The organism is Flavobacterium salilacus subsp. salilacus (assembly GCF_004634195.1).
GTDB lineage: Bacteria > Bacteroidota > Bacteroidia > Flavobacteriales > Flavobacteriaceae > Flavobacterium > Flavobacterium salilacus.
Window position 1 is genome coordinate 89933 of record NZ_SKBP01000006.1, and the last position, 24511, is coordinate 114443.

At 38.8% G+C, this 24511-nt stretch carries 25 protein-coding genes and 1 riboswitch; of the genes, 13 read left to right on the forward strand and 12 right to left on the reverse strand.

Features of this window, described 5'->3' with window-relative positions; genetic code table 11:
• The first annotated feature begins 92 nt into the window (after positions 1-92).
• From E0W68_RS09035 to E0W68_RS09050, 4 genes are read left to right on the forward strand one after another with little or no spacing between them, the layout of a single operon-like run.
• A complete protein-coding gene (locus E0W68_RS09035) occupies positions 93-992 on the forward strand; it encodes a MerR family transcriptional regulator (RefSeq protein WP_135219100.1) in 900 nt (299 codons plus the stop codon).
• A 42-nt stretch (positions 993-1034) separates the two neighbouring features.
• Positions 1035-2531 (forward strand): phytoene desaturase family protein, encoded by a 1497-nt coding sequence (locus tag E0W68_RS09040; RefSeq protein WP_135219101.1) that lies wholly within the window; start codon positions 1035-1037, stop codon positions 2529-2531.
• Complete coding sequence (locus E0W68_RS09045) at positions 2528-3367, forward strand: phytoene/squalene synthase family protein (protein WP_135219102.1); 840 nt, start codon at positions 2528-2530, stop codon at positions 3365-3367. The genes E0W68_RS09040 and E0W68_RS09045 overlap by 4 nt, the downstream gene beginning before the upstream one ends.
• 10 nt (positions 3368-3377) lie before the next feature.
• Complete coding sequence (locus E0W68_RS09050) at positions 3378-3827, forward strand: sterol desaturase family protein (RefSeq protein ID WP_135219103.1); 450 nt, start codon at positions 3378-3380, stop codon at positions 3825-3827.
• 76 nt (positions 3828-3903) lie between these two features.
• Here the strand turns inward: E0W68_RS09050 and E0W68_RS09055 are convergent, their stop codons facing one another.
• From E0W68_RS09055 to E0W68_RS09075, 5 genes are read right to left on the reverse strand one after another with little or no spacing between them, the layout of a single operon-like run.
• Entirely contained in the window at positions 3904-4440 is a 537-nt protein-coding gene (locus E0W68_RS09055) for a DUF4252 domain-containing protein (RefSeq protein ID WP_135219104.1), read from the reverse strand.
• Between the two features lie 2 nt (positions 4441-4442).
• Complete coding sequence (locus E0W68_RS09060) at positions 4443-4967, reverse strand: DUF4252 domain-containing protein (protein WP_135219105.1); 525 nt, start codon at positions 4965-4967, stop codon at positions 4443-4445.
• Positions 4968-5001: 34 nt separating this feature from the next.
• A complete protein-coding gene (locus tag E0W68_RS09065) occupies positions 5002-5469 on the reverse strand; it encodes a DUF4252 domain-containing protein (RefSeq protein WP_135219106.1) in 468 nt (155 codons plus the stop codon).
• Positions 5466-5918, reverse strand: coding sequence for a hypothetical protein (locus E0W68_RS09070; protein WP_135219107.1), 453 nt, complete (start codon positions 5916-5918; stop codon positions 5466-5468). The genes E0W68_RS09065 and E0W68_RS09070 overlap by 4 nt, the downstream gene beginning before the upstream one ends.
• Positions 5899-6414, reverse strand: a complete 516-nt coding sequence (locus tag E0W68_RS09075; protein ID WP_135219108.1) for an RNA polymerase sigma factor — start codon at positions 6412-6414, stop codon at positions 5899-5901. Before E0W68_RS09075 ends, E0W68_RS09070 begins: the two co-directional genes overlap by 20 nt.
• 121 nt (positions 6415-6535) lie before the next feature.
• Here E0W68_RS09075 and E0W68_RS09080 point away from each other — a divergent pair, with 121 nt between their 5' ends.
• Positions 6536-7981: a S41 family peptidase gene (locus tag E0W68_RS09080; RefSeq protein ID WP_135219109.1), complete on the forward strand. Its 1446-nt coding sequence runs from the start codon at positions 6536-6538 to the stop codon at positions 7979-7981.
• An 89-nt stretch (positions 7982-8070) separates the two neighbouring features.
• On the opposite strand, the gene E0W68_RS09085 is transcribed toward E0W68_RS09080, so the two are convergent.
• Together E0W68_RS09085 and E0W68_RS09090 are read right to left on the reverse strand one after the other, a co-directional pair.
• Positions 8071-9144 (reverse strand): DUF5074 domain-containing protein, encoded by a 1074-nt coding sequence (locus tag E0W68_RS09085; RefSeq protein ID WP_135219110.1) that lies wholly within the window; start codon positions 9142-9144, stop codon positions 8071-8073.
• Positions 9145-9151: 7 nt separating this feature from the next.
• Positions 9152-10975, reverse strand: a complete 1824-nt coding sequence (locus E0W68_RS09090; RefSeq protein WP_135219111.1) for a TonB-dependent receptor plug domain-containing protein — start codon at positions 10973-10975, stop codon at positions 9152-9154.
• 32 nt (positions 10976-11007) lie between these two features.
• A riboswitch (cobalamin riboswitch) is annotated at positions 11008-11212 on the reverse strand.
• 54 nt (positions 11213-11266) lie between these two features.
• Here E0W68_RS09090 and E0W68_RS09095 point away from each other — a divergent pair.
• The 3 genes from E0W68_RS09095 to E0W68_RS09105 are packed head-to-tail and all read left to right on the forward strand — an operon-like array spanning position 11267 to position 14243.
• The gene (locus tag E0W68_RS09095) at positions 11267-12406 is read left to right on the forward strand and encodes an ABC transporter substrate-binding protein (protein ID WP_135219112.1); all 1140 of its coding nucleotides are present in this window, start codon (positions 11267-11269) and stop codon (positions 12404-12406) included.
• Positions 12407-12412: 6 nt separating this feature from the next.
• Entirely contained in the window at positions 12413-13447 is a 1035-nt protein-coding gene (locus tag E0W68_RS09100) for a FecCD family ABC transporter permease (protein WP_135219113.1), read from the forward strand.
• A 10-nt stretch (positions 13448-13457) separates the two neighbouring features.
• On the forward strand, positions 13458-14243 hold the full coding sequence (locus E0W68_RS09105) for an ABC transporter ATP-binding protein (protein ID WP_135219114.1): 786 nt from the start codon (positions 13458-13460) through the stop codon (positions 14241-14243).
• A gap of 10 nt (positions 14244-14253) precedes the next feature.
• Here the strand turns inward: E0W68_RS09105 and E0W68_RS09110 are convergent, their stop codons facing one another.
• The 3 genes from E0W68_RS09110 to E0W68_RS09120 all read right to left on the reverse strand — a co-directional run bounded on the left by E0W68_RS09110 (position 14254) and on the right by E0W68_RS09120 (position 16154).
• Positions 14254-14694 carry a DUF6526 family protein gene (locus tag E0W68_RS09110; RefSeq protein WP_135219115.1) on the reverse strand — a complete coding sequence of 147 codons (441 nt, stop codon included), beginning with the start codon at positions 14692-14694 and terminating at the stop codon, positions 14254-14256.
• A gap of 20 nt (positions 14695-14714) precedes the next feature.
• Positions 14715-15413: an HAD family hydrolase gene (locus E0W68_RS09115; protein WP_135219116.1), complete on the reverse strand. Its 699-nt coding sequence runs from the start codon at positions 15411-15413 to the stop codon at positions 14715-14717.
• Positions 15414-15506: 93 nt separating this feature from the next.
• Positions 15507-16154: a hypothetical protein gene (locus E0W68_RS09120; RefSeq protein ID WP_135219117.1), complete on the reverse strand. Its 648-nt coding sequence runs from the start codon at positions 16152-16154 to the stop codon at positions 15507-15509.
• A 109-nt stretch (positions 16155-16263) separates the two neighbouring features.
• Here E0W68_RS09120 and rmuC point away from each other — a divergent pair, with 109 nt between their 5' ends.
• The 5 genes from rmuC to E0W68_RS09145 all read left to right on the forward strand — a co-directional run bounded on the left by rmuC (position 16264) and on the right by E0W68_RS09145 (position 22659).
• A complete protein-coding gene (rmuC, locus tag E0W68_RS09125; protein ID WP_135219118.1) occupies positions 16264-17661 on the forward strand; it encodes a DNA recombination protein RmuC in 1398 nt (465 codons plus the stop codon).
• Between the two features lie 2 nt (positions 17662-17663).
• Positions 17664-18215 (forward strand): acyl-CoA thioesterase, encoded by a 552-nt coding sequence (locus E0W68_RS09130; RefSeq protein WP_135219119.1) that lies wholly within the window; start codon positions 17664-17666, stop codon positions 18213-18215.
• A gap of 58 nt (positions 18216-18273) precedes the next feature.
• Positions 18274-19365 carry a hypothetical protein gene (locus tag E0W68_RS09135; protein ID WP_135219120.1) on the forward strand — a complete coding sequence of 364 codons (1092 nt, stop codon included), beginning with the start codon at positions 18274-18276 and terminating at the stop codon, positions 19363-19365.
• A 132-nt stretch (positions 19366-19497) separates the two neighbouring features.
• A complete protein-coding gene (locus E0W68_RS09140; RefSeq protein WP_135219121.1) occupies positions 19498-20595 on the forward strand; it encodes a hypothetical protein in 1098 nt (365 codons plus the stop codon).
• 39 nt (positions 20596-20634) lie between these two features.
• On the forward strand, positions 20635-22659 hold the full coding sequence (locus E0W68_RS09145) for an FG-GAP-like repeat-containing protein (protein WP_135219122.1): 2025 nt from the start codon (positions 20635-20637) through the stop codon (positions 22657-22659).
• Positions 22660-22741: 82 nt separating this feature from the next.
• Here E0W68_RS09145 and E0W68_RS09150 read toward each other — a convergent pair whose 3' ends face one another.
• Complete coding sequence (locus E0W68_RS09150) at positions 22742-23317, reverse strand: T9SS type A sorting domain-containing protein (RefSeq protein ID WP_135219123.1); 576 nt, start codon at positions 23315-23317, stop codon at positions 22742-22744.
• Between the two features lie 118 nt (positions 23318-23435).
• Entirely contained in the window at positions 23436-24398 is a 963-nt protein-coding gene (locus tag E0W68_RS09155; RefSeq protein ID WP_135219124.1) for an ion channel, read from the reverse strand.
• Between the last annotated feature and the right edge of the window lie 113 nt (positions 24399-24511).

Below are 24511 nucleotides of genomic sequence, written 5' to 3' on the forward strand. Positions count from 1 at the left end.
TAGTTAAAGTACAAATAATCATAAGTTTTTGTAAAAAAAGGAAATTCATATTACTTTTTAAACTAAATTTGTTTAATCTTTTTACAAAAACAATGAACAAAGTAAAAACAAAATTCAATATCCGCGATCTGGAAAACCTTTCAGGTATAAAAGCGCATACCATTCGCATTTGGGAAAAAAGATATAATATTCTTGAACCCATGCGTACCGAGACAAATATTCGCTTTTATGATATTGAAAATTTGCAGAAACTGCTTAATATATCCACATTACACAATTTTGGGTATAAAATATCCGTCATATCAAAAATGCCGGAAGAAAGGCTGCCTATACTGGTAAAAGAAGTGCTTTCAGAAAAAAACATGTCCAACCATGTGTTGAACAATTTTAAGCTGGCAATGATGAATTTCGATCAGGCGCTTTTTTTAAACACTTATAATGCAGTGTTGCAGGAAAAATCATTTAGAGATATTTTTTATGAATATTTTATTCCGTTGCTTACCGAAATAGGTATTTTGTGGCAAACCAATACTATAACACCTGCCCATGAGCATTTTATAAGTTTCCTAATCAAACAAAAACTGGCATCGAATATTGAAAAGCTGCTACTGCAACCACCGGTAAAAACAGATATAACTTATGTGCTTTACTTACCTGAAAATGAGATACATGAACTGGGACTAATGTTTATAAATTATGAACTGGCATTGAATGGTTGCAAATCTGTTTTTCTTGGAGAGAGTGTTCCTATAAGCAGCCTCAAAGACATTAAAAATCACTTTGATAATATAACTTATGTAACTTATATTACAGTAGAACCTTCGATAGAAGAGATAAACGATTATATAGACGATTTAAAAGAAGAACTTATGAACGATAATAACACCAGATTGTATATATTCGGGAGAAACAGCAATTACATAGATAAGTCAAAATTAAATCCGAAAATATCAATATTCCAAACCATAAATGATTTTTCAAACAGTTTATAAAAACTTTTAATTGTTTAATCATTTTGAATTTTTAATAAACAAATGAGCAAAGAAATAAAAATAATAGGTTCAGGTTTTTCGTCACTATCCGCAGCATGCTATCTTGCCAAAGCAGGGCACAATGTAACGATATATGAAAAAAACATGACCATAGGCGGAAGGGCAAGACAACTAAAAAAAGATGGCTTTACTTTCGATATGGGTCCTACCTGGTACTGGATGCCCGATGTTTTTGAGCGTTTCTTTGCCGATTTTGGCAAAAAGCCACATGATTATTACAATATAAAAAAATTATCGCCGGCATACCGGGTATATTTCGGGCAAAACGATTATGTAGATATTGCGAATAACCCTAACAACATCATCAATACTTTTGAAGCTATAGAGCCGGGCAGCGGCAAAGCACTGCAAGATTTTCTTAACGAGGCAAAAAGCAATTATAATATTGCTATAAAAGACTTGGTTTACAGACCCGGAGAATCGCCATTAGAGTTGGTTACTCCAAAAACTATGATGAAACTGGGGCAGTTTTTCAGTAACATATCCCGCGATGTAAGAAAGAAGTTTAAAAGTAAAAAACTAATCCAGATACTGGAATTTCCCGTACTTTTTCTTGGGGCAAAACCGTCTGACACGCCTTCGTTTTACAGTTTTATGAACTATGCTGATTTTGGATTGGGCACATGGCATCCTGAAGGAGGTATGTATAGTGTGGTACAGGGCATGGAAAACTTGGCTAAATCACTGGGGGTAACTATACAAACCAATGCAACAATAGAAAAAATAGGAATAGAAGGCGGTACAGCTAAATGGATGATAATAAATGGTGAAAGGATTACTGCCGATATTATTGTGAGCGGCGCTGACTATCATCATACCGAAACGTTGCTCGACAAGCCTTACAGGACATACAGCGAGGAGTATTGGAACAAGTGCACTTTTGCACCATCTTCATTACTGTTTTATGTAGGTTTTAATAAAAAAATTGAGAATGCTGAGCATCATACATTATTTTTTGATACTGATTTTGATGTGCACGCGCAGGATATATACGACAACCCGAAGTGGCCTGATGAGCCTTTGTTTTATGCCAGTTTCCCATCAAAAACAGATGAGAACAGCGCACCACTAACCAAAGAGGCAGGCATATTCCTTATTCCGCTCGCCCCGGGTATAGAGGATAATGAAGCGTTAAGAAAAAAATATTTTGATAAAATAATAACTCGGTTAGAAAAACTGACGGGACAAGAGGTTAAAAGCAGTATATTGTTTAACGAATCATACTGTGTGAATGATTTTGTAAAAGATTACAATTCATATAAAGGTAATGCATACGGGTTGGCTAACACGCTGTTGCAAACTGCTTTTTTAAGACCTAAGCTAAAAAGCCCAAAAGTAAAGAACCTTTACTTTACAGGACAGCTTACCGTACCGGGACCCGGTGTGCCACCGGCGCTCATTTCGGGCAAGCTGGTAGCCGGATTGATTGCGAAACAACTAAATAAAGAACTAAAAGTAACCGTAAAGGAAACAATATGAAATCTATTTTTGACGAAATATCCCGCCAGTGCAGCCGTAATGTAACCAAAGCATACAGCACTTCTTTTTCTTCTGCCGTAAAGATGCTTTCACCGCGCATACGCCAGGACATATATAATATATACGGGTTTGTACGTTTTGCAGATGAGATAGTCGATACTTTTCATGATTATGACAAAGAGAAACTGTTTTCACTTTTTGAAAATGACCTGGATAATGCATTGCAGGACGGTATCAGCCTAAATCCTGTATTGAATGCCTTTCAGCACACTGCTAGCAAATATAACATACCGAGAGAACTGATAAACAGTTTTATGGACAGCATGAAAATGGACTTATACAAAAAAGACTATAAGAGTGTTACGGAATATAATGATTATATTTATGGATCGGCAGATGTTGTGGGGCTTATGTGCCTTAAAGTATTTACGGGCAACGATAATTCTAAATATGAAGAACTGAAACAACCGGCAATGCGACTGGGTTCGGCATTCCAAAAAATAAACTTTTTGCGCGACCTGAAAGATGATACCGAAGGACTGGACAGAAACTATTTTCCTGCTTTGAATATTCAGGAAATGGATGATGTGGTAAAAAGACAAATTGTAGAAGAGATAGAAGCGGATCTGAATGAAGGGTTTAAAGGAATTATAAAACTGCCAACCGAGGCTAAATTTGGCGTTTATACAGCCTATGTATATTATAAGAAATTACTAAAAAAAATGAAAAGTACACCTTCGGTCAAAATTAAATCAACACGCATTCGTGTACCCGATTATCAAAAATTAGGGCTGTTGGCAAAATGTTATATCGACTACAGGTTTAATATTATATAGTTTACAATTTATGGCACTTTACATTCACATAATAGTTTTTATCCTCACATTTTTTATGATGGAATTTATGGCGTGGTTTACCCATAAATACGTTATGCATGGTTTTTTATGGAGTTTGCATAAAGATCATCACCGTAAAGACCACGACTCTTGGTTTGAGCGTAACGATACTTTTTTTATATTTTATGCAGTGGTAAGTATCGGCTTCTTTTTACTATGGCAAAACAATATCTTAGAGATTGGTCTTGCCATCGGGCTGGGCATTTTTGCCTATGGGCTTACCTACTTTTTAGTGCATGATATTTTTATACACCAGCGTTTTAAAATATTTCGAAACGCCAATAACCGATATGCCAAAGCAGTACGCAGGGCACACAAAATGCACCATAAGCATTTGGGCAAAAATAAGGGCGAATGCTTCGGGATGCTCATTGTGCCTTTTAAATATTTTAAGAAATAATATACTGTAAAAAAACATCCCCGAAAGAAAAATTCTTTCGGGGATAAACTTACAATTAACCTTTATTATTTTCTGATTATTTCTTCATTATATCCTTCAATGGCTCAAGCTGCTCCAGGTTTAAATTTCCTTTTTGCAATAACTGCATCATTGTCATGATATTATTAGGATTCATGTCATCGCCCAACAGGCGTACTACGCCAAAGCCATTATCTTGCCGGTGCATAAACAATACAAACTCATCAATATGTACATCTTTACCAACGGCATATATGCAAACACCTTCGTTGTTAGAGCCGTAGCGCATCAACTCTTCATACTGCTCATCTTTCAATAAATTCTTTACATTGTTTTGCTCTGTTTTATACAACTGAGTATTTAAAGAATCGTTTTCAAAAATAAGTATATTCAGTTTTTTTAGCGATTGCAGTGCTGCTTTCTCATCGGCTGAGAGCTTAATACTGTCGGTATCTACAAAATTTGGTGCAATATCAAGTGCTACAAAGTTTTTAGTTTGCGACTTTTCTACAAAATATTTTTGCAGTGATGGTTTATTATCACAAGATGACAACATTACTAATAGCAAACCGGCTATAAAAAATACCTTTTTCATAGTTACGATTTTTTAGATGCTTTCCTGAGGTGGTTACCTCCTGGTAAATTCATTTTATCAGTAAGTATCGTTATTTCACTCAAGTCAAAATTACCTGTAAGTGTCATTAACACTGTTTCATCCTTACCTCCGCCTTCTATGAACATCAATAGCTCTTTTACCTGCGATGACGTACTGCCCGATTTAACGTATATTTTGATAATCTTACCGCTGTCGTTAACACGCATCAACTCCTCCAGCGGGTACTTTTTCAGGTAAGCCGCTACAGTCGTTTTCATATCGGCTATGGCTTTACCGTCAGATGTGGTAAATATCTTCAGGTTATCCAGCTTTTTAATCAGGTCAAAATATTGTTGGGCATCCTTATTGTTTTTATCCATCTCTACATTGCCCATCAATTCAAACATTTTTTTGCTCACTATAATAGCTGTCACGCCATCCTTACCATCAAACTTGTCGAATGCTGACTGTGCAAAGAATAGTGAAGGCATAAGTAGTAGTACAAATGCAATTAATATCTTTTTCATCTTTATTATCTTTATTCTGTGTTTTGTTAATTTACTAATTTACTTTTTTATCCTCCAAATCTACATTTCCTATAAAAGAGACAAGTACAACCTCATCATCCTTCTCATTTTCGGTAAAAACAATCAACTCTCTTATTTGTGAGCTCTTTTCACTGGTGGTCATGTAAACATTCACTTTTGTACCTTTATCATTTACAGCTACAACTTGCTCCATAGGATGCTTCTTAAGATACGATTTTACCGTTTTCTTCATTTCTTTAGAATGCTTTTTTTCTGATGTGGTAAACACCCTAAAACTTTCTGTTTCCTTTATGTTGTTCAGATAAGGCTCTGCCTGCTTCACGCCATCCGAAATTTTTATATAGTTAAGGATGTTTATCAGGTTTTCATTAATCACTAATCCGTCAATGCCTTCCTGATCCTGAAATTTATCAAAATCTGTCTGGGCAAAGGTAGCAAACGGCATGGCTGCCAGTATTGCTGTAATTATAATTTTTTTCATTTTTTGTTGTCTTTAAAAATTCTGTTTTTAGATTTCTCATATTCGCCTAAATACGCTGCACCTGTTACCCCCACATTAATCTGTCTGGAAAGCATGTTAAGTGCTTTTTGAGTTTCTCTGAAAGCTACTTCAGGATCATCATAAGTACCCAGCTCTCCTGCTTTAGGAGTTTGCGGAGTAAGGAATAGTGTATAAAGACCAAGCATAACAATAAAACTTGCTGCTACCGATAACCACGCTACATATCGTTTTCCGGGTTTTAGTGGTACGGTTTTCTCAAATTTTTCTGTTGCCTGCCGGGCAAAATATCCAAACATAGGTCGGTACTGCTCCAAATGGGGCGCCACATCAGGAGATGAAAAATAGTTTTTAAGTCTATTCTCCTCGGCAGTACTGGTTGCTGCATCAAAATATTTTTCCAGTAATTTTTCAATTTCTTTCAATTCCATAGCTATGTTTTTTTGTAAGCTCTTCTCTAATCGTTTTTCTTGCTCTCGAAAGGGCTACTCGCACAGCCGTTTCGGTCATATCCATCATTTTGGCGATTTCTTCAAACTCATATTGTTCCACATCGCGCATTTGTATTATTATTTTTTGCTGTTCAGGCAGGGTTTCCATAATTTTTTCTACCCAACTCCAGCTATCACGATCTTCAGCCTGTTTTTCCAAACCGGCTTGCCTGTCAGTAAAATTAGAATGCACTATACGCATCTCTGTAGCCCGTTTTGATTTCAACTGATCCAAACAATAATTTTTTGTTATCGTTATTGCCAATGCCTCCACACTCGAATAGGTATCCAGCTTACCCCTGTTCTTCCAAAGCCTCACCAATACCTCCTGTGTGGCATCCTCAGCCTCTTCGGTACTTATCAAAAGGCGTTTTGCCAATCGAAACATCCTATCTTTAAAGGTATTTGTTACTTTTATGAACTCTGACTGATTCATTTATCGGGCGTGGTTTGTTTACCGTTAACAAAAGGAAGACGAACGGTATAATTTTTTGTTACATATTATATTAAATATATTAAATTTACGTTTTTATATTAAGAAACAATAATTGCAATTAATGAAAAAGATAGGATTACTGCTGGCTCTACTCATGGTTACATCGTTAACCTTTCAGAGTTGTGAAGATATGGATGATAATGCCGTTCCTGTTAACGATTTTATATGGAAAGGCTTAAACTTATATTACTTATGGCAGGAACAAGTGCCGGAACTTGATGATGACCGTTTCGGGAATCAGGCACAACTCAACACATACCTTGAAGGTTTTTCCAGCCCGGAGTCGCTGTTTCAAAATCTGCTGTACGAGCCCGGAACTACAGACCGTTTTAGTGTGCTGTTTCCTGATTACAGGGTTTTAGAAAATGCACTGCAAGGCGTTTCTACAAGTAATGGTGTAGAGTTTGGACTTGTATATACTGATGAAAGCCAAACCAGTATTTTTGGATATGTTCGTTATATACTGCCTAACTCGGATGCATCGACAAAGGATATACAGCGTGGGGATATTTTTTATGCCATAAACGGTACTCCGCTAAACGAGAGTAATTATCAGGCGTTGCTAAGTGAAAACTCTTATACCCTGAACCTTGCGGATTATGTTGATGGACAAATTGTACCGAACGGCGAAGAGGTTGCCCTGATAAAAACCGAATATGCAGAAAACCCGGTATATACTACCAATGTTGTTACCGAAGATGAGCATGTAATAGGCTACTTTATGTACAACGGTTTTTTCAGTAACTATGATGAAGAGCTTAATGCAGCCTTTGGACAACTGGCAGGGCAAGGTGTTAATGAATTGGTACTGGATTTACGATATAACTCTGGCGGATCTGTACAAACAGCTACCTACCTTGCCAGCATGATTACAGGACAATTTAACGGAGAGTTATTTTCTAAAGAGCAATGGAATTCTAAACTGCAGGAATATTATGAAAGCAGTAATCCGGGAGTATTAGTAAACAATTTTACCGATAAATTATCTAACGGCGCTGCAATAAACAGTCTTAATCTTAACAGGGTATATATACTTACTACGCGCTCTACCGCTTCGGCAAGTGAGTTAATTATAAACTGCCTTAAACCTTATATCGACGTAGTGGTTATAGGCGATGTTACTACCGGTAAAAATGTAGGATCGGTTACCTTATACGATTCTCGGGATTTTTCAAGAAACGACCGCAGCGGTGTGCATACCTATGCCATGCAGCCTATTGTACTGAAAATAGTAAACAAAAATAATTTTGGCGACTATGAGCAGGGTATAAATCCTAATATAGAAATTAGGGAAGATTTTGGAAATTTGGGTATGATAGGCAACCCTAATGAGCCTCTATTTGCAGCAGCAATAGCCGATATAACAGGTAACGGCAGGTTTACACTATATACCGATGATACCCATAAATTAATTAAAGACTCTAAAAGCATACGTCGTTTTGGTACTGAAATGTATGTAGATGATGTTCCTGAAGGAGGCTTTAATCTGATAAAGAATTTACAATAATTACAATAAAAAAGAGTGGCTTTCGCCACTCTTTTCATTTTCACCTGTATGTGGATGTATTATACAGGATACTTACTTAAACAAAACAATTAATCATTAAAATAAAAGCCTGCCGGTATTACCCCTACGGTAAATGATTGTTCTATCGATCCTGTAATAGAGTAGACATACACTTTACCGTTAGAATTATAATCCATAGCATCGCCTACATATACTTTATCGTCTTTTACCTCAAAAGAATATACGCCATATACACCCTGTGCTGTTGTAGTAAATAACGGCGCAGTTGGCAAAGCGGCAGCAGTAACATCCATGCTATAAATACCGTCATCTACAGTATAATATAATTTATCATCCTCTATAACAAGATTAGCAGGATGTGCTGTATCTGCAAAAGTGTAGTTTCCTGAAACGGTGTTATTAGACAGGTTAACAACCGTTAGCTCCCCGCCTGTCTCCGTACCTGCCCATGATGGTAACCCTTCGCTCATTACATATAGTCTGTCGTCTTCAACTGCAAGGCTGTTGGGCACATCGCCTACCGTTACGGCAATTTCAAAAGTATTGCTCGAAGCGTTTATTACACTAACCGTATTACCAAAACCATAGCCCCCTTTGTGAGCTACATATAGCTTACCGTTATTTTCAGTAATAACTTCAGGACCTTCTGCTACACCAATATTTGATGTAATTGTATTAGTAGATAAATCTAATACCGCAACATAGTCATCTGTTGCATCAGTAGGATCGCCCCAGTTGGTTACATACCCTTTATTACCCGAAAAAGCAATATATCTCGGGTTGTCAAGCCCTGCGGTAACTGTTACTACTTTCTCAAAAGTATAACGGTTTACTACTTCAATTTTGTGTGAGTTGTTTACCACAATGTAAGCATAGTCGCCATGCAAGCCTATATCCTGCCCTGTATCGCCCAACAGCGCACCACCGTTAACGGTAGAAAATACATTATTTTCCAATTCGTTAGCCTCTGAAAGGAATGATACCGATGCATTGCCGGCATTAAAACCGCCTTCGTTTAGTATTAATAAGCCGTTATCATAAGCCCCTTTCGGCTCATTGTCAGATGAATCATCATCACTACTACAAGAAGCGAAAAAGAATGCTCCTGCAAATACTGTTACAATTAGTTTGTTAAGTTTCATGTTATGATTAGAATTTAAAATTAAGGTACATAGTATAATTTCGTCCCGGCATGGGGCGCATGGTTACATTTTGGTAAGCCTTGTCCCATAGGTTATGCACCTGCGCGCCTATATCCAGCCCCCGCATCAGTTTAAAATGATATTCCGCACCAAGTGTGGAAACGTTATAAGCATCAATTTGGGAACTGTTATCAGAGGTATAAAACACTTTACCATTGTACAAATGGCGATAGTATGCCGAGATATTTTTATAAGAATATGCCAATGAAGCCGTAGCTTTATGAAACGGCACATAAATAAGTTGGTTGCTATTGCCATCTTCACGCGAAACGGTATAGGCATACGTACCGTCAAAAACGAAACGGCTATTGCCAATAGTTTTTTGCCAGTTTATAAGAGATTCTGCGCCATAGGTATTTACTTTACCTACATTTTCAGGTCGCCACACATTATTTACAGGTATCCAGCGCAGCATATCGCGTAGCTTTATATAATATCCCGTAAGGGTAAATTTGAAGTTTTTAGCCTTGAATTCATTTCCTACCTCTGCCTGATACGAACTTTCAGGCTTTAAGTCAGGATTACCACTACCCTGCCAGTACAGGTCATTAAAAGTAGGGATGCGGAAATTGCGTGAGGTGTTTACTTTTACGGTATAAAATTCAGCCACATCATAGCTCCCTCCAAACGAAAATAGTACAGGACTTTCATAAACATCGGTAATCTCTTTGCGAACGCCTACTTCATATTGGAGCTTTTCGGTAACGCTATGTTGTAACAACACACTTCCCGAGCCGATGTTACGCTCCTTAGCCTCAATATCCGAACCATCGCCTTTGTTATGGGTATAGTTAAGTAATGTGTTTATTTTTAAGTTATCTGTAATATTGTAAGCCAAATCATACGTTCCCAGCCATGTGTTTACCTTGCCGAAAGTATAATTGGCATTACCTCGCGCATAATACTTATAATGCTCGGTAAGCAAAGCTGCTTTTAGCTTAGACGTAAAACGCCCGTATAGCCCTAACCACTCCAGTAAGTTTCTCGAATTGATATCACGATATTTACTATGCGAAGGCGCGACAAGCGTACGCGAAAAATGCCTTTCGCCATCATACACAAAACTATACAGGCGTAATATATTCTTTTCGTTGATTTTATACCCAAAAGCGGCATTATAGCTGGTATTATAATACTGCCCGTTTTCGTTTTTTATATCCGAATCAGGATACTCATAATCGTTATCGGAATTGTTTCGGCTGATGCTTACATCACTGCTGAATTTACGGGTAGAAGCCTTAAAGTTATAATTGGCATTTACGGTATTGTAGCTTCCATACTTTACTAAAAGCGTGTTGTGTATTGTATTATCAAAAGATAAATCGTTATTCAAATGAATACTACCCCCAATAGCACTGCTACCATAAATAACACTGCCTCCTCCTGCCCTAACGCTAACCGAGTTGAAGTCGGTTGCATTGATAATATTAAAGTCAGTTTGCCCATTCAGTTGCGAGTTGATGTTGATACCGTTCCATAGTACCGCCGTTTGCTGTGCCGTAGTGCCGCGAAACGAGGGCGAAGACACCATGCCCAGCCCGTTTTCTTTAAAATAAATAACCGTATTATAGTTGAGTAACGCTCCCAGCGAAGCAGGATTTAAGGCAATAACCGAATCGTTAAGTTGTTGTACCGATTGTGAGTTGGAATAATCGCGCAGTTGCGTGTCGGATAGTACTACCTCCTGCAATTGGGTAATAGTATCGTTTTGCGCACAAAGGTATTGGCACAACAGTAGCGGAGCAATGAAAAATAATTTTTTTAAAGTCATAAATCGCAGAACCTTTTTTCCCGAAGGTTCGATATTCGTTATAACTAAAGGCAGGTCTCCTGGCTTGCGTACTGTTGTTCACCTTCCCATAGCTTGCGCTACAGTGGTATGCAGTTAACAACAGCCTCCCTTATCGGGATAAGCTTACAGTTGCGGGAACAGCTCAGGTGTTTAACCTGATTCCCTTTTAATGTGACGAAATGAAAAACCGCCACAACCTAAAGTCGGCACAAATATAGGATTTATATTGAAATATTTAATTTATACATTTGCAACTGTTGAATATTTTTTATGAAAAAGCTTACTACTACATTACTGATTATTGTATTGCTAACTGCCTTTGGTTGTAAAAAGCAGCAAAACGACAAGACAGACAACATAACAACAGCTACTAACATTGTAACGCATGCCAGCGGATTAGAGATTTATCGGTATGATGGTTATTCTGTAGTAAAAGTAACCGCCCCTTGGCCTGATGCCGAAAAAGGTTTTACCTATGTAATGCAGCAAAAAGGGGTAACAATACCCGACAGCCTCAGCCAATATAGTATCATACCTGTACCTATAAAAACCGTAGTGGTAACCTCAACTACACACATACCATCTTTAGAAATGTTGGGCGTTGAAAACTCATTGGTAGGCTTTCCCGGAACGAATTATATTTCATCTGAAAAAACAAGGGCGCGAATTGATGCCGGCAAGGTACGCGAAGCGGGAGCTAACGAAAGCCTGAATACCGAAGTAATGATAGACCTCTCGCCCGATGCGGTGGTAGGATTTAGTATAAGTGGTGATAATAAAACCCTGAGTACTCTGGAAGAAACAGGCACAAAAGTATTATATAACGGCGACTGGACAGAGCAATCGCCATTAGGGAAAGCCGAGTGGATTAAATTTTTCGGAGAGCTATACGGTTTACAGGAAAAAGCGGACAGCATATTCAATACAATTGAAAAAGATTATAAATATGCGCAAAACATAGCAAAAAATGCAAAAAATACCCCTACTGTGCTTAGCGGGGCAATGTATCAGGATCATTGGTATTTGCCGCAAGGCGGAAGTTGGGGCGCATTGTTTATGAAAGATGCGCATGCAGAGTACCTTTGGGCAGATTCTGACGGAACAGGCAGCCATACCCTATCATTCGAAACGGTATTGGATAAAGCCCAAAATGCTGATTACTGGGTTGGTCCTTCTCAATTTACATCCTTACACGAAATGGTGAACGACAATCCGCACTATGCGCAGTTTAAAGCATTTCAGGATAAACAGGTATATTCTTTTGCTACCAAAACAGGAGCTACTGGAGGTTTACTGTATTATGAAGTTGCCCCTAACCGCCCCGACCTGGTACTGAAAGATCTTGTAAAAATACTGCACCCCGAATTGTTGCCGGATTATGAACTTCATTTTTTTGAAAAACTAAAATAAAGCATATTGCAGTACACAAAGCCATATCGATTTTTATTTTTGGCACTGGGCATTGGCTTAGTACTCCTCTTTTTAGCCAATCTCAGCTTGGGGTCGGTAAACATCCCTTTTAAAGATGTGATACAAACCTTAGCGGGAGGCGAAGCTGCCAAAAACAGTTGGGAATACATTATCCTCAACTACCGCCTGCCCAAAGCCATAACCGCCATTATAGTGGGTATGGGTTTATCATTAAGCGGACTGTTGATGCAAACGCTTTTCCGTAACCCGCTGGCAGGGCCCTATGTGTTGGGGCTAAGCTCTGGCGCAAGCCTTGGGGTAGCTTTTATTATATTGGGTGCAGGGATATTGCCCGGATTTTTAGGCAGTATATTCATCTCGTCATATGGGATAATAATAGCGGCTACATTGGGCAGTTTTGCCGTGCTGCTTGCAGTATTGCTGGTAGCCCAACGGCTTAAAGATACTATGGCAATATTAATAGTAGGCTTAATGTTCGGCAGTTTTACCGGTGCTATAGTAAGTGTGCTTACCTACTTTAGTACCGCACAACAGCTACAAAAATTTACCTTTTGGGCTATGGGCAGTTTGGGCAGCATCTCATGGAAAAACATAGCTATTTTAGCTATAGTCTGTTTCGTGGGAATCATATTGGCAGCAGCTTGTATAAAGCCTCTAAATGCTTTACTGCTGGGCGAACGCTATGCTAAAAGTTTAGGTATTAACTTTAGCAAAACACGATTTATCATCATACTGGCAACCAGCCTGTTGGCAGGAAGCATAACGGCTTTTGCAGGGCCTATAGCCTTTATAGGGCTTGCCGTACCGCATATAGTGAAGTTGATTTTCAGGACAAGCAATCACTTAATATTATTTTGGGGTACATTATTATGCGGAGCAATGATAATGCTGCTGTGCGATACCATAACACAACTACCGGGCAGCGACCTGACGTTGCCTATTAATGCAGTAACCTCTATAATAGGCGCGCCAATAGTAATATGGTTATTGTTGCGAAAAAGAAAAGGAATATACAGTTAAACCAATCGCTATGGAGAAAGATAACATCATAGTATCGGCAAACGGAATAAGTATTGGCTATACTAATAAAAAAGTTAAAACGGTAATTGCCAATGACGTGACTATTAACCTGAAAGCAGGCAGTTTCACTGCGCTTATCGGGGCAAATGGTATTGGTAAATCTACATTGTTACGAACCCTTACGGGCATACAACTTCCGCTAAAAGGCGAAGTAATCCTGAATGGAAAAAATATAAATAATTATACGGCTAAAGAACTGGCGCAAAACCTCAGCATTGTATTAACAGAAGGTTTACCGCCAAGCAACCTTACTGTTTACGAATTGGTCGCATTAGGCAGGCAGCCTTATACGAACTGGCTGGGTACGCTATCTCCCGAAGATGATAGTAAAGTAAACGAAGCCTTAGCACTGACTCAGCTAACAGCATTGGCGGATAAGAAACATTATGAAGTTAGTGACGGGCAGTTACAGAGCGTGCTTATTGCACGCGCATTAGCGCAGGATACTCCCGTAATAATACTGGACGAACCTACCACCCACCTCGACCTGTTGCACAAAGTGAGCCTGCTGCGACTGTTAAAACAGCTTACCGAGAAAACAGGTAAAAGTATTCTTTACTCTACGCACGACCTTGACCTTGCGTTACAGCTTAGTGACGAAATTATTGTAATGACACCCGAAGGTACTGTACAAAACACTCCTGAAAAACTTATAGAAAGTAATGTATTCGATACACTATTTACAGATAGCAGTATTGTGTTCGATAAAAACAAAAATGGTTTTACAGTACTGTAAAACCATTGCCTTATACTCTACGGTTATCAGCCCGCCAGTTTTTAATTGACTTTTTAATCGCATTGGGCGAAAGGTTTTCGTTTACTGCTTTATCAATCAGTATAACAAGTTCTTCATCAGGAGCAAAACGCAGTGCAAAAATCTGACCTTGTGATAATTTATCTTCCAAAAGTTCTAAACGTTTTCCCGTTAAAACAAAGTAACGGTAGCGCATTTCGAGCATTACCAGCCGGTTTTGCAATGTTAGAGCATAATGCTGTCGTAACATAAATGACAACCAAATAACCGCAACCGTAAGCATTCCCATAAACAACCATAGCTGCTTATACTCTTCACTTTTTGATGCGTAATAAGCTGTTGCAGCAAGCAAAATCAGCATCAACGGATAAAATACAAAGTGATGCGGCGGATAAAACCGTATGTGGTTTTTATAATTCTGTTTTTGTGACATATTTACTAAGCATTTACTTGTTAGGCACTTTTGGGCAATAATAATGACAGCACTTCGGTTATATTCGCTATTTCACTAAAGTTTTCATGTTCAACATTGTGGTCAATCATCTCGTGTGCCCATGTGGTATGGAAAGGCACATGGCAGGCATGACCGCCAATTTCCAATACAGGTAAAACATCCGATTTTAATGAATTGCCTATCATATAAAACTCTTCAGGAACAATATCCAGCCTTTTTATTAGTTTTCGGTAATCTATTGCCTTTTTATCAGACATCACTTCAATATGGTGAAAATAATGCCCTAACCCGGAGTCGTGCAGTTTTCGGTGTTGGTCCTTTAGGTCGCCTTTTGTTGCTACTACCAGTTTATAATGCCCTTGTAATGCACTAAGGGTTTGTTCTACCCCTTCGAGTAGTACAATGGGTTTTTGAGTTAGTTCTTTACCGAGGTTTATTATTTTTTGTATGCTGTTTACAGTCAAAGTACCTTCCGAAATTTTTACGGCAGCTTCTATCATACTAAGTATATACCCCTTAATACCATAACCGTATAAGGGTAAATTGTTTATTTGAGTAGTAAAAAGCTCCTGCGATATACTTTGGTGCGACAGGTAGTCTTCCATAATACCGCAGAATTTTTTTTCGGTTTCTTCAAAGTAAGGTTCGTTTATAAATAGGGTGTCATCTGCATCAAATGCTATTACTTTCAGATTCATAAATTTAAGAGTTTATTTACAAATCTAATAAAGAATAGTGATATGAAAGAAAGCTGTATGTTAATAGATGTATAATGTTTTAATCATATTCTATTATTTAAATACTCTATAGGCAACTAAAACCGGTAATACAATCACTGACAGTATCACAATGCGCTTACCATGTTTCCTGTCGCACTTAGAATAAGTATAAACTTTTTCACCATTAGGAAGTGTCTTATCAGCAGTCCAAATTACATAACCCGTTATCAAGCCTAAAAGTCCACCCATAAGGGCAAATGCATAACCTGCAATTATCCATGCGGTTTGGTCACTTTCCGGTTTAGCAAGGTCTTCAATACGCCTTTTGTTTAATGAGGTTATAAGTTCTTCATCTATTGTTTTACCGCGCTCTTTAAGCAGTCGTATAGCCAGTAAATAATCAAACTCGTTCCACTCATCCTTCTTTACTACAACATCAATCAATTCCTCATCCGTAAACTCCAGCAGATAGTAATCATCCGGGAGCTGGTTAACTTCTTCCTTAGCCAGTTCTTCGAGTAGTAATGTAGCTTTTTCAAAATCAGGTTGTTGTATCTGAATTTCATATTCTTTTTGCATTTCCCCACCAAAAGCAGTACCTAAGCGGGGCGAATTATCAATATAAAGACACTCAATATTGTTATCGCTCAAAAACTGCTCCAATCCTTTGGCTTGAGATGCATCAGGATATTTCCTGAAAGAAGTAAAATTATCGCTCATTAAATATGATTAAGTATTATCCAAATATATAAAATACTTCTTACCATTAATGATATAAATTCCTTTCCGATATTTTGCTTATTTTTACACTTCAGCAAAAACTTCATCAATGCCCGAAACCATAACCTTACTACTCGCTTTTGTAATAGCCCTTGCCATAGGAACTTTTATTGGCAAAATTGTTTTTTCCTCAAAATCGGCTTCCGATAAAAAAGTACTCGAAGAGCGCAACAACAGCCTTAGCTTACAGATAGAACAACTGAAACAGCAGTTTACGAATGAAAAGCTAATAATAGAAAAACAAATACTACAACTACAGGAAGAGCGCAATGACCTGCGTATGGCAAAAGACTCTCTTGCTATACAACTCACTAAAAAGGAAACGGATTTTGACAACCTGATGGAGCGCGTTAGAGAACAGCGTCAGGAAACCGAAGAACTGCGTGAAAAATTCACCAAAGAATTTGAAAATCTTGCCAACAAAATACTGGACGAGAAATCGACCAAATTTACCGAACAAAACCGCGAAAACATAAAAAATATACTATCGCCATTACAGGAAAAAATACAGCTTTTTGAAAGTAAAGTAGAAAGCACCCACAAAGAAAGTATTGACTACCATGCCGCGCTGCGCGAACAAATAGTGGGACTTAGTAAAATGAACGAGCAAATGAGCCGCGAAACACTCAACCTTACCAAAGCATTAAAAGGTGACAGTAAAATGCAGGGTAACTGGGGCGAGTTGATACTGGAACGTGTACTGGAAAAATCGGGACTGGAAAAAGACCGCGAATATTTTGTACAGCAAAGCCATACTAACGAAGAAGGCGCGCGTGTACTGCCCGATGTAGTGATAAACCTGCCCGACGGCAAAAAAATGGTAGTAGATAGCAAAGTGTCGCTTGTGGCTTATGAACGCTATGTGAATGAAGAGGACGACCCATTGCGATTGGTTTATTTAAAAGAGCACGTAAACTCTATAAAACGCCATATAGACCAGCTGGGCGAAAAAAATTATCAGGATTTATATAAAATGGAAAGCCCTGATTTTGTATTGCTTTTCATTCCTATAGAATCGGCTTTTGCCAGTGCGCTGAATGAAGATACCACATTGTACAATAAAGCCTTTGAACGCAATATTGTAATAGTAACGCCAAGTACCCTGCTGGCTACCCTGCGTACTATAGATAGTATGTGGACCAACCAAAAACAACAGGAAAATGCCTACGAGATAGCACGACAAGCAGGGGCACTATATGACAAATTTGTCGGGTTTACCGAAGATCTTATCATGGTAGGCAAACGTATGGACGAAGGTAAAAAAGCCTATGAAGGGGCTATGGGTAAGCTGGTAGGCGGACGTGGCAACATTATAACCAGTATAGGCAAACTGAAAAAAATGGGAGCAAAAGCAAAAAAATCGCTACCCGAAAATATAGTGAACCGTGCCTTGCAAAATGATGAGCAAAGCACGGAAGATGATACCGATAACCTATTAAACCCATAAAAATGGATAATGGCTACAAAAAACTAAGCACATCACGCATAACAATATCCGAATTGATGCTGCCTTCGCATACCAACTTCAGCGGTAAGATACACGGAGGGTATATCCTGATGCTGATGGATCAGATAGCATTTGCTTCAGCATCTAAATACTCCGGTAAGTACTGCGTTACCGCATCAGTAGATAAAGTAGATTTTTTAAACCCTATAGATGTGGGCGAACTGGTAACTATGAAAGCATCGGTTAACTATGTGGGTAACAGCTCTATGGTAGTAGGCATACGGGTAACCTCTGAGAACATACAAACCGGTAAAATAAAACATTGCAACTCATCCTATTTTACTATGGTAGCCAAAGATGATAAAGGGGTAAGCGTTAATGTACCGCGCCCGCTTATAACATCTATGGAAGAAATTCGCAGGTTTCATAAAGCGATAAAACGTATTGATTCCAGAAAACGACATTACGAAAACACAGAGAATTTTGACCATACCTCTCCCGAAGCTTATGAAGCATTAAAAGTACTGAATGTAATGATTGAGATAGAGAGGTAGTAATAATATACTATAGTTGTTAAATTATTTTATATTTGTTTCTGTTATATTGTAAACCATGAAACACAACTACTTCTTCATATCACTATTATTCGTTGTCCTCACAACTACATTATCTTCCTGCGGGTCTGATGATTCCGATACCTATATTGAGATACCCGAAGAGTCTCCCGTAGTGTTAGACCTTAATGCTGTACCCTATACTACCCTATCAGAATATAACTTTTTTGAAGGCGAACTTAAAAATTTACAACCTGTATATAAGGTGATACCTTATGACCTTAACAGTAGCCTTTTTACTGACTATGCCGAGAAAAAAAGATTCATCTGGATGCCTAAAGGCACAAAAGCTACTTATACAGCCGATGGAAAAATACCTATATTTCCCGTTGGCACAGTGTTGATAAAGAATTTTTATTATGATGGCGTTGCTCCCGATAATACTACCCGGATAATAGAAACGCGCATAATGATAAAAAAAGCAGAAGGCTGGATATTTGTTAATTATGTGTGGAATGATGAGCAAACGGAAGCTGTATTAAATACCCAAAGTATAACTACTACTATAAACCGGTATCAAAACGGTGCAGTTACAACTACCAACTACAAAATACCATCTACAGAAGATTGTACTTTGTGCCATACCATTAACGAAACTTATACCCCGATAGGTGTAAAGCCTCAAAATCTTAACAAATCATTTAACTATACCGACGGTCTAAAAAACCAGTTGGATAAATGGATTGAGGAAGGTTTTCTGGACACCAAACCTCAAAATATAGTTTCCTCTGTTGATTGGACAGACGAGAGCTATCCCCTCGAAATCAGAGTAAGGTCTTATCTTGATATTAATTGTGCCCATTGCCACAGTGCAGGCGCTTCGTGCGACTATACCCCTATGGAACTGTCGTTCAGCCAAAGCGCGCTCCCTGCTAATTTGGGAGTTTGCATCGAGCCTGTAGATTTTGCAAGTGGCGGTCAAGAATATATTGTATCCGGACAGGATGTAAGAAGTTCTTTAATGCACTTCAGAATAAAAGAAACATCGGCAGCCGAAATGATGCCGCCTTTAGGTCGTACTGTAACACATCGTGAAGGTTTACAGCTTATTACAGACTGGATTGAAAACATGGAAACAATTTGCCCATAATTCTTTTAAATTTAACATTTTACCTGATTATACGGCAAAAAAAACAAACATATCTTTTTATGTTAAAAAAAATAAAGTAGGGTTTTTTATTTTATATTTGTTATCATTTAATACAAAATATGGGATAAATACATGAAAAAACACAAATACTTAAAAACTTTACTTTTTTTAACTTTTTTCATATTACTTACCTCTTGCGGAACGGACGACGGCGATAATTATACCGAAATACCCGATCCTGTATCGCCTGTGGTGGTAGATCTTGCGACCGTTCCTTACGAGAAATTATCTGAGTATAAATTTTTTGAAGGGGAAATGAAAAACCAGGAGCCGACTTATAAAGTATTGCCTTATGACCTGAACAGCGGACTATTTACAGATTATGCCCACAAAAAGCGCTTTATTTGGATGCCGGAAGGAGTAAGCGCAACATATACAGGCGACTCAGAGATTCTTGACTTTCCTGTCGGTACGGTACTGATAAAAACATTTTATTATGACAATGTACTGCCTGCCAACACTACACGTATTATTGAAACCCGGTTACTGATAAAAAAAGGGGATGCCTGGATTTTTGCCAATTACATTTGGAATGAGGATCAGACCGAAGCTGTTTTGGATATGGATGGCGGCTACACCAACATATCTTGGAGCGAAAACGGCACAACCAAGTCCGCCGATTACCAAATACCTTCGGCAGCAGAGTGTCTTACCTGCCATAAAACCAACGATACGCCTATACCTATTGGACCTAAACCCCAAAACCTAAACAAGATGTTTACTTACAGCGATGGGAGTGCTAATCAGTTAAGCAAATGGATTCAGGAAGGCTACCTGCAAGATAACCTCCCCGCTGATATAGTGAGTACTATAGACTGGACAGATACCTCACAACCATTAGAGTTAAGAGTTCGCTCGTACATAGACATTAACTGCGCACACTGCCACAGGGAAAATTCGCACTGCGACTACATGTCAATGCGCTTTGCATTCAGCGAAACAGGCAATTCGCAGAACCTTGGCATTTGTGTTCCGCCGCAGGATAACATCAATCCGTCGCTTACCTATATTATTGCAAGGAAAAACTCATTGCGTTCAGCATTGGCCTACAGAATAAAATCAGTCGCCCCGAATGAAAGGATGCCAATATTAGGCAGGACAATCATGCATGAAGAAGCAGTAACAATGATAACCGAATGGATAAATTCTATGGACAGCCCTTGCCCATAATATTAACTAATAACATTAACTACTAAAAAAAATAACTATATGAAAAAAGTTTTTACCCTTGTCTCCTTATTGCTGGGACCGATTGTATTAATGGCACAACAAAACTGCCAGAATGCCCAATCGGTAGAAGCCGGCACGACCGCAGTGTCATTTTCTGCAGGTAGCCAGATCCCTACACCCATATGCACTGCAGGGCAGAATAACGACCCGGACATGGGTGCATGGTTTGCCTATACCCCTACGGAGCTTTATACAGTAACTGTAAGCACGGCAGCATCGGGAGAGGACACCAGGGTACACATTTATTCAGGCTCCTGTGGCTCTTTAACATGCGTAGGCGGCGATGATGATAGCGGAGGTGCTCCTGACTATAGTGCAATTGCCACCTTTACCGCTGAAGCCGGAGTTACCTACTATATTGCTTTTGACAACAACTGGAGCAGTACAAACTTTTCATTTACCCTTACAGAAGCAGAGTTCGTTGCACCGGCCTTTACGCAGCAATCTGTAACGATAAGCGGAACTCTGAGTTGTGTGGCAGACATGAATGGCGACTACCTTGATGACATTGTAGGTGTGGATGACGGCGTAGTGCACATACTGTACCAGACAGAGAGTGGCTTTACACCTGTAGATGTTCCTGCCCAAAACTCGGTTATTTCGCCTAGCTGGAGCATAGCTGCGGGAGACTACAATAAGGATGGGTATAACGACTTGCTGTATGGCAGCGGTAACGGAGCAGCGATAATGATATCTAACAATACCGGAACGGCATTTAGCACAAAACTTGAAACACCTGACAGTTTCCTTTCACAGCGTACCAACTTTGTAGACATAAACAATGATGGCGAGCTGGATGCCTTTATATGCGATGATAATGCACCTAACGTATATTTCTTGAACGATGGCGCCGGAGGCGGTGAGTTTAAGCGTAGTGGCCTCGATGGTTCGCCCGACCTCGGAACATATGTTTCCGGTGGCAATTATGCCTCGTTATGGACGGATTATGACAATGATGGCGACATGGATTTGTTTATTGCAAAATGCAGGGGCGCAAATAATGATGCTGCCAAAGATGAACTGCACCGAAATAACGGGGACGGAACCTTTACGAACGTAGCTCAGGAAATGGACTTTGCTGACTACCACCAGGCGTGGTCGAGCGCATGGGGGGATTTTGACAATGATGGCTACATGGACGTACTGGTAGGCAGCAATGCCGGGCTTGACGGATCGCTGTTTTCCCAAAAACTGATGAGAAATAATGGCGACGGGACGTTTACTAATATAACCGAAGGATCAGGACTGGACACTTTTAACGGAACCAGCAGGGATTATGTAACCCACGATTTCAACAACGACGGATATTTGGATATCCTTGGCGGCGGTCATTATATTTTATACAACAATGGGGATATGACTTTTACTGTCGCGGATGGAGCACCGGGATCGGGTCCTGTAGGCGACCTTAACAACGACGGTTTCCTTGACATACAGAATGGTACTTTACTGCACCTTGGCTATGACAATGGTAACAACTGGCTGAAAGTTCACCTTAAAGGATTGCAAAGTAACAGCAACGGTATTGGCGCGCGTGTAGAAGTATATACATCGCCAGATGATAAAATGATTCGGGAAATAAGGAGTGGCGACGGGTTTGAATATATGGGCTCACTGAATGCGCATTTTGGACTTGGACAAACCGACGCTATAGACCGGGTTGTTGTAAAATGGCCTTCGGGAATTACAGATGTTATTGAAAATCCTGATATTAACGAGGCTTTAATGGTAACAGAAGGTTCTTTTATACTTGGTAGAAATGACGTGAACAGCAACATCTTCAGTATATATCCTAACCCTGTAAAAAATGTAATACAGTTTAATACTGATGCTAACATAGCAATAACACATGCTTATGTTTATGACCTTTCAGGAAGATTGATAATTTCTCAGGCTGTTACTGCTAAAAGCATCCCTGTACAGGAACTTTCGGCAGGTACTTATGTGCTAATTCTAAAAGATGAAAGCGGCAGGCATCATGCTGCAAAAATTGTTAAAGAATAAATTTCGCTTTAATAAATAGTATAAAACAAAAAGCCTGCTCTAAAAGTAAAGAGCAGGCTTTTTTCGAATTACACACATTTATTTACTTTTTTACTACTGTAATATTTTTTGATGCTTTTTCGCTGTTTACAGTAACAATATAAGTACCGGCTACAAAAGAGTCCATATATATTTTTACATTAGGAGTATCAGCAGTACTTGTCATAATAACTCTTCCTGTCATATCATATACAGTAACTTTGTTTATAATATTACCCGAAGTTATCGTTAAAACATCAGTAACGGGATTAGGATAGTATTGAAAATCAATAACCTTGTTATCACCTACTGCGGCAACACTTTGTACAGTAATAGTGCCTTGCATGGAAGCATGAATATTACAACGATAAGAGGTGCTTCCTTCTACTGTAAAAGTATGAGAAAACTCTTTATCATTCCCCGTAAGCGTACCACTGTTAAACGATTCTGCTCCGCCTGCCTGGCTGGTTACTGTATGTGGCGCAGTATCATCCCAAGTCCATTTAACAGTATCGCCCACCTCTATAGTCATGGTCGTCTGACTCGACGGAACTCCCATAAACCAGCTTATCGTATGCGTAGTTTGTGCACTAAGCCCTGTGGCTGCCAATAATAATACTAATAGTAATTTTGCTTTCATAGCTTTTATTTTTTATTTAATTATATGACAAAGTAATCCTATAATCAAATAAGAAATTGCAGCTATTTAGTATTAAAGCATTATCAGTTAGTATATACAGGTTACAGCCAAGTATTTGCTATAGCGTAACTTTTTTAATGGAACCAATCCTATCTAAATGAAGCAATGTTTTAGTATTATCTTTATTTTCTTCATACATCATATCAAACTTCGCCCCGTATATAATTTCCTCAAAGGCATAGGAAGTCCCTGTAGAAACGGTACTGCTAAAAACATCATCAAAAGCCTTTATATATACAATAATCTCGCCTTCGGTTGTTTCAAAATCTTCTTTGGTGAATCCAAAAAAGGGGCTGTTTTCGGTAATAGGATGTACCAAAGTCCAGCTTAGCGTAAGGGCATTTATTTTTTGCAATTCAAGCTCAAGCGTATAAAATTTATTTACCATAACCCCGTTTTCCTGAATACTCATACCCAGTGTCATACGGGCTTCCGCATCAATCAGGTTGGTATTTTTAAACGGAGCCATGCGTATCATAAACGCCGTTATACCTTTATACGGAGCTATTACCGCGTTATGCGAAAACTTTAAAAAAGCACGAGGTCGGCTAAACCTGCCGTAAAATAAGCCTGTAGCTATCGCAAAGCTAAGCAGCCCTGTTAAAGCCTCAGTAGCGGCAAGCGCACTGGTAAAGAAACCATTGGGGCTTATATGCCCATACCCAACCGTAGTAAAAGTCTGAGCGCTAAAAAAGTAGGCTTTCCCAAACTTTACCCATTCCGAGCTTGAGGTTGTCTCTATACCATCAAGATATTCTATACCTATGATATAATATAACCCGGCAAATATAAAATTGATGCCTGCATAGAACAGAAAAAGAATCCCTATAAACTTCCAAGCAGGCAATCCCTGCATGGTATGATACCAACTGGTACGGGCAAGAAAAGATACGCCGTGTTTCTCTATATTGGCTGTACCGTTTTTATTAATAAAGCGTCCGCCGTAACTACCCGGATTAGTACCAAATCCTGTACTGCTACTGGTTTTGGCTTTGGGGTTTATTTTTTTAAATACGTTCATTGGTTATCGTAAAATTAATTCATCAAATATAAAAATTCATTTTTTTCCATTAATAAAAATGAAAGGAGCTGTCTAACTTTTTAGACAGCTCCTTTAAATATAAGTACGATATT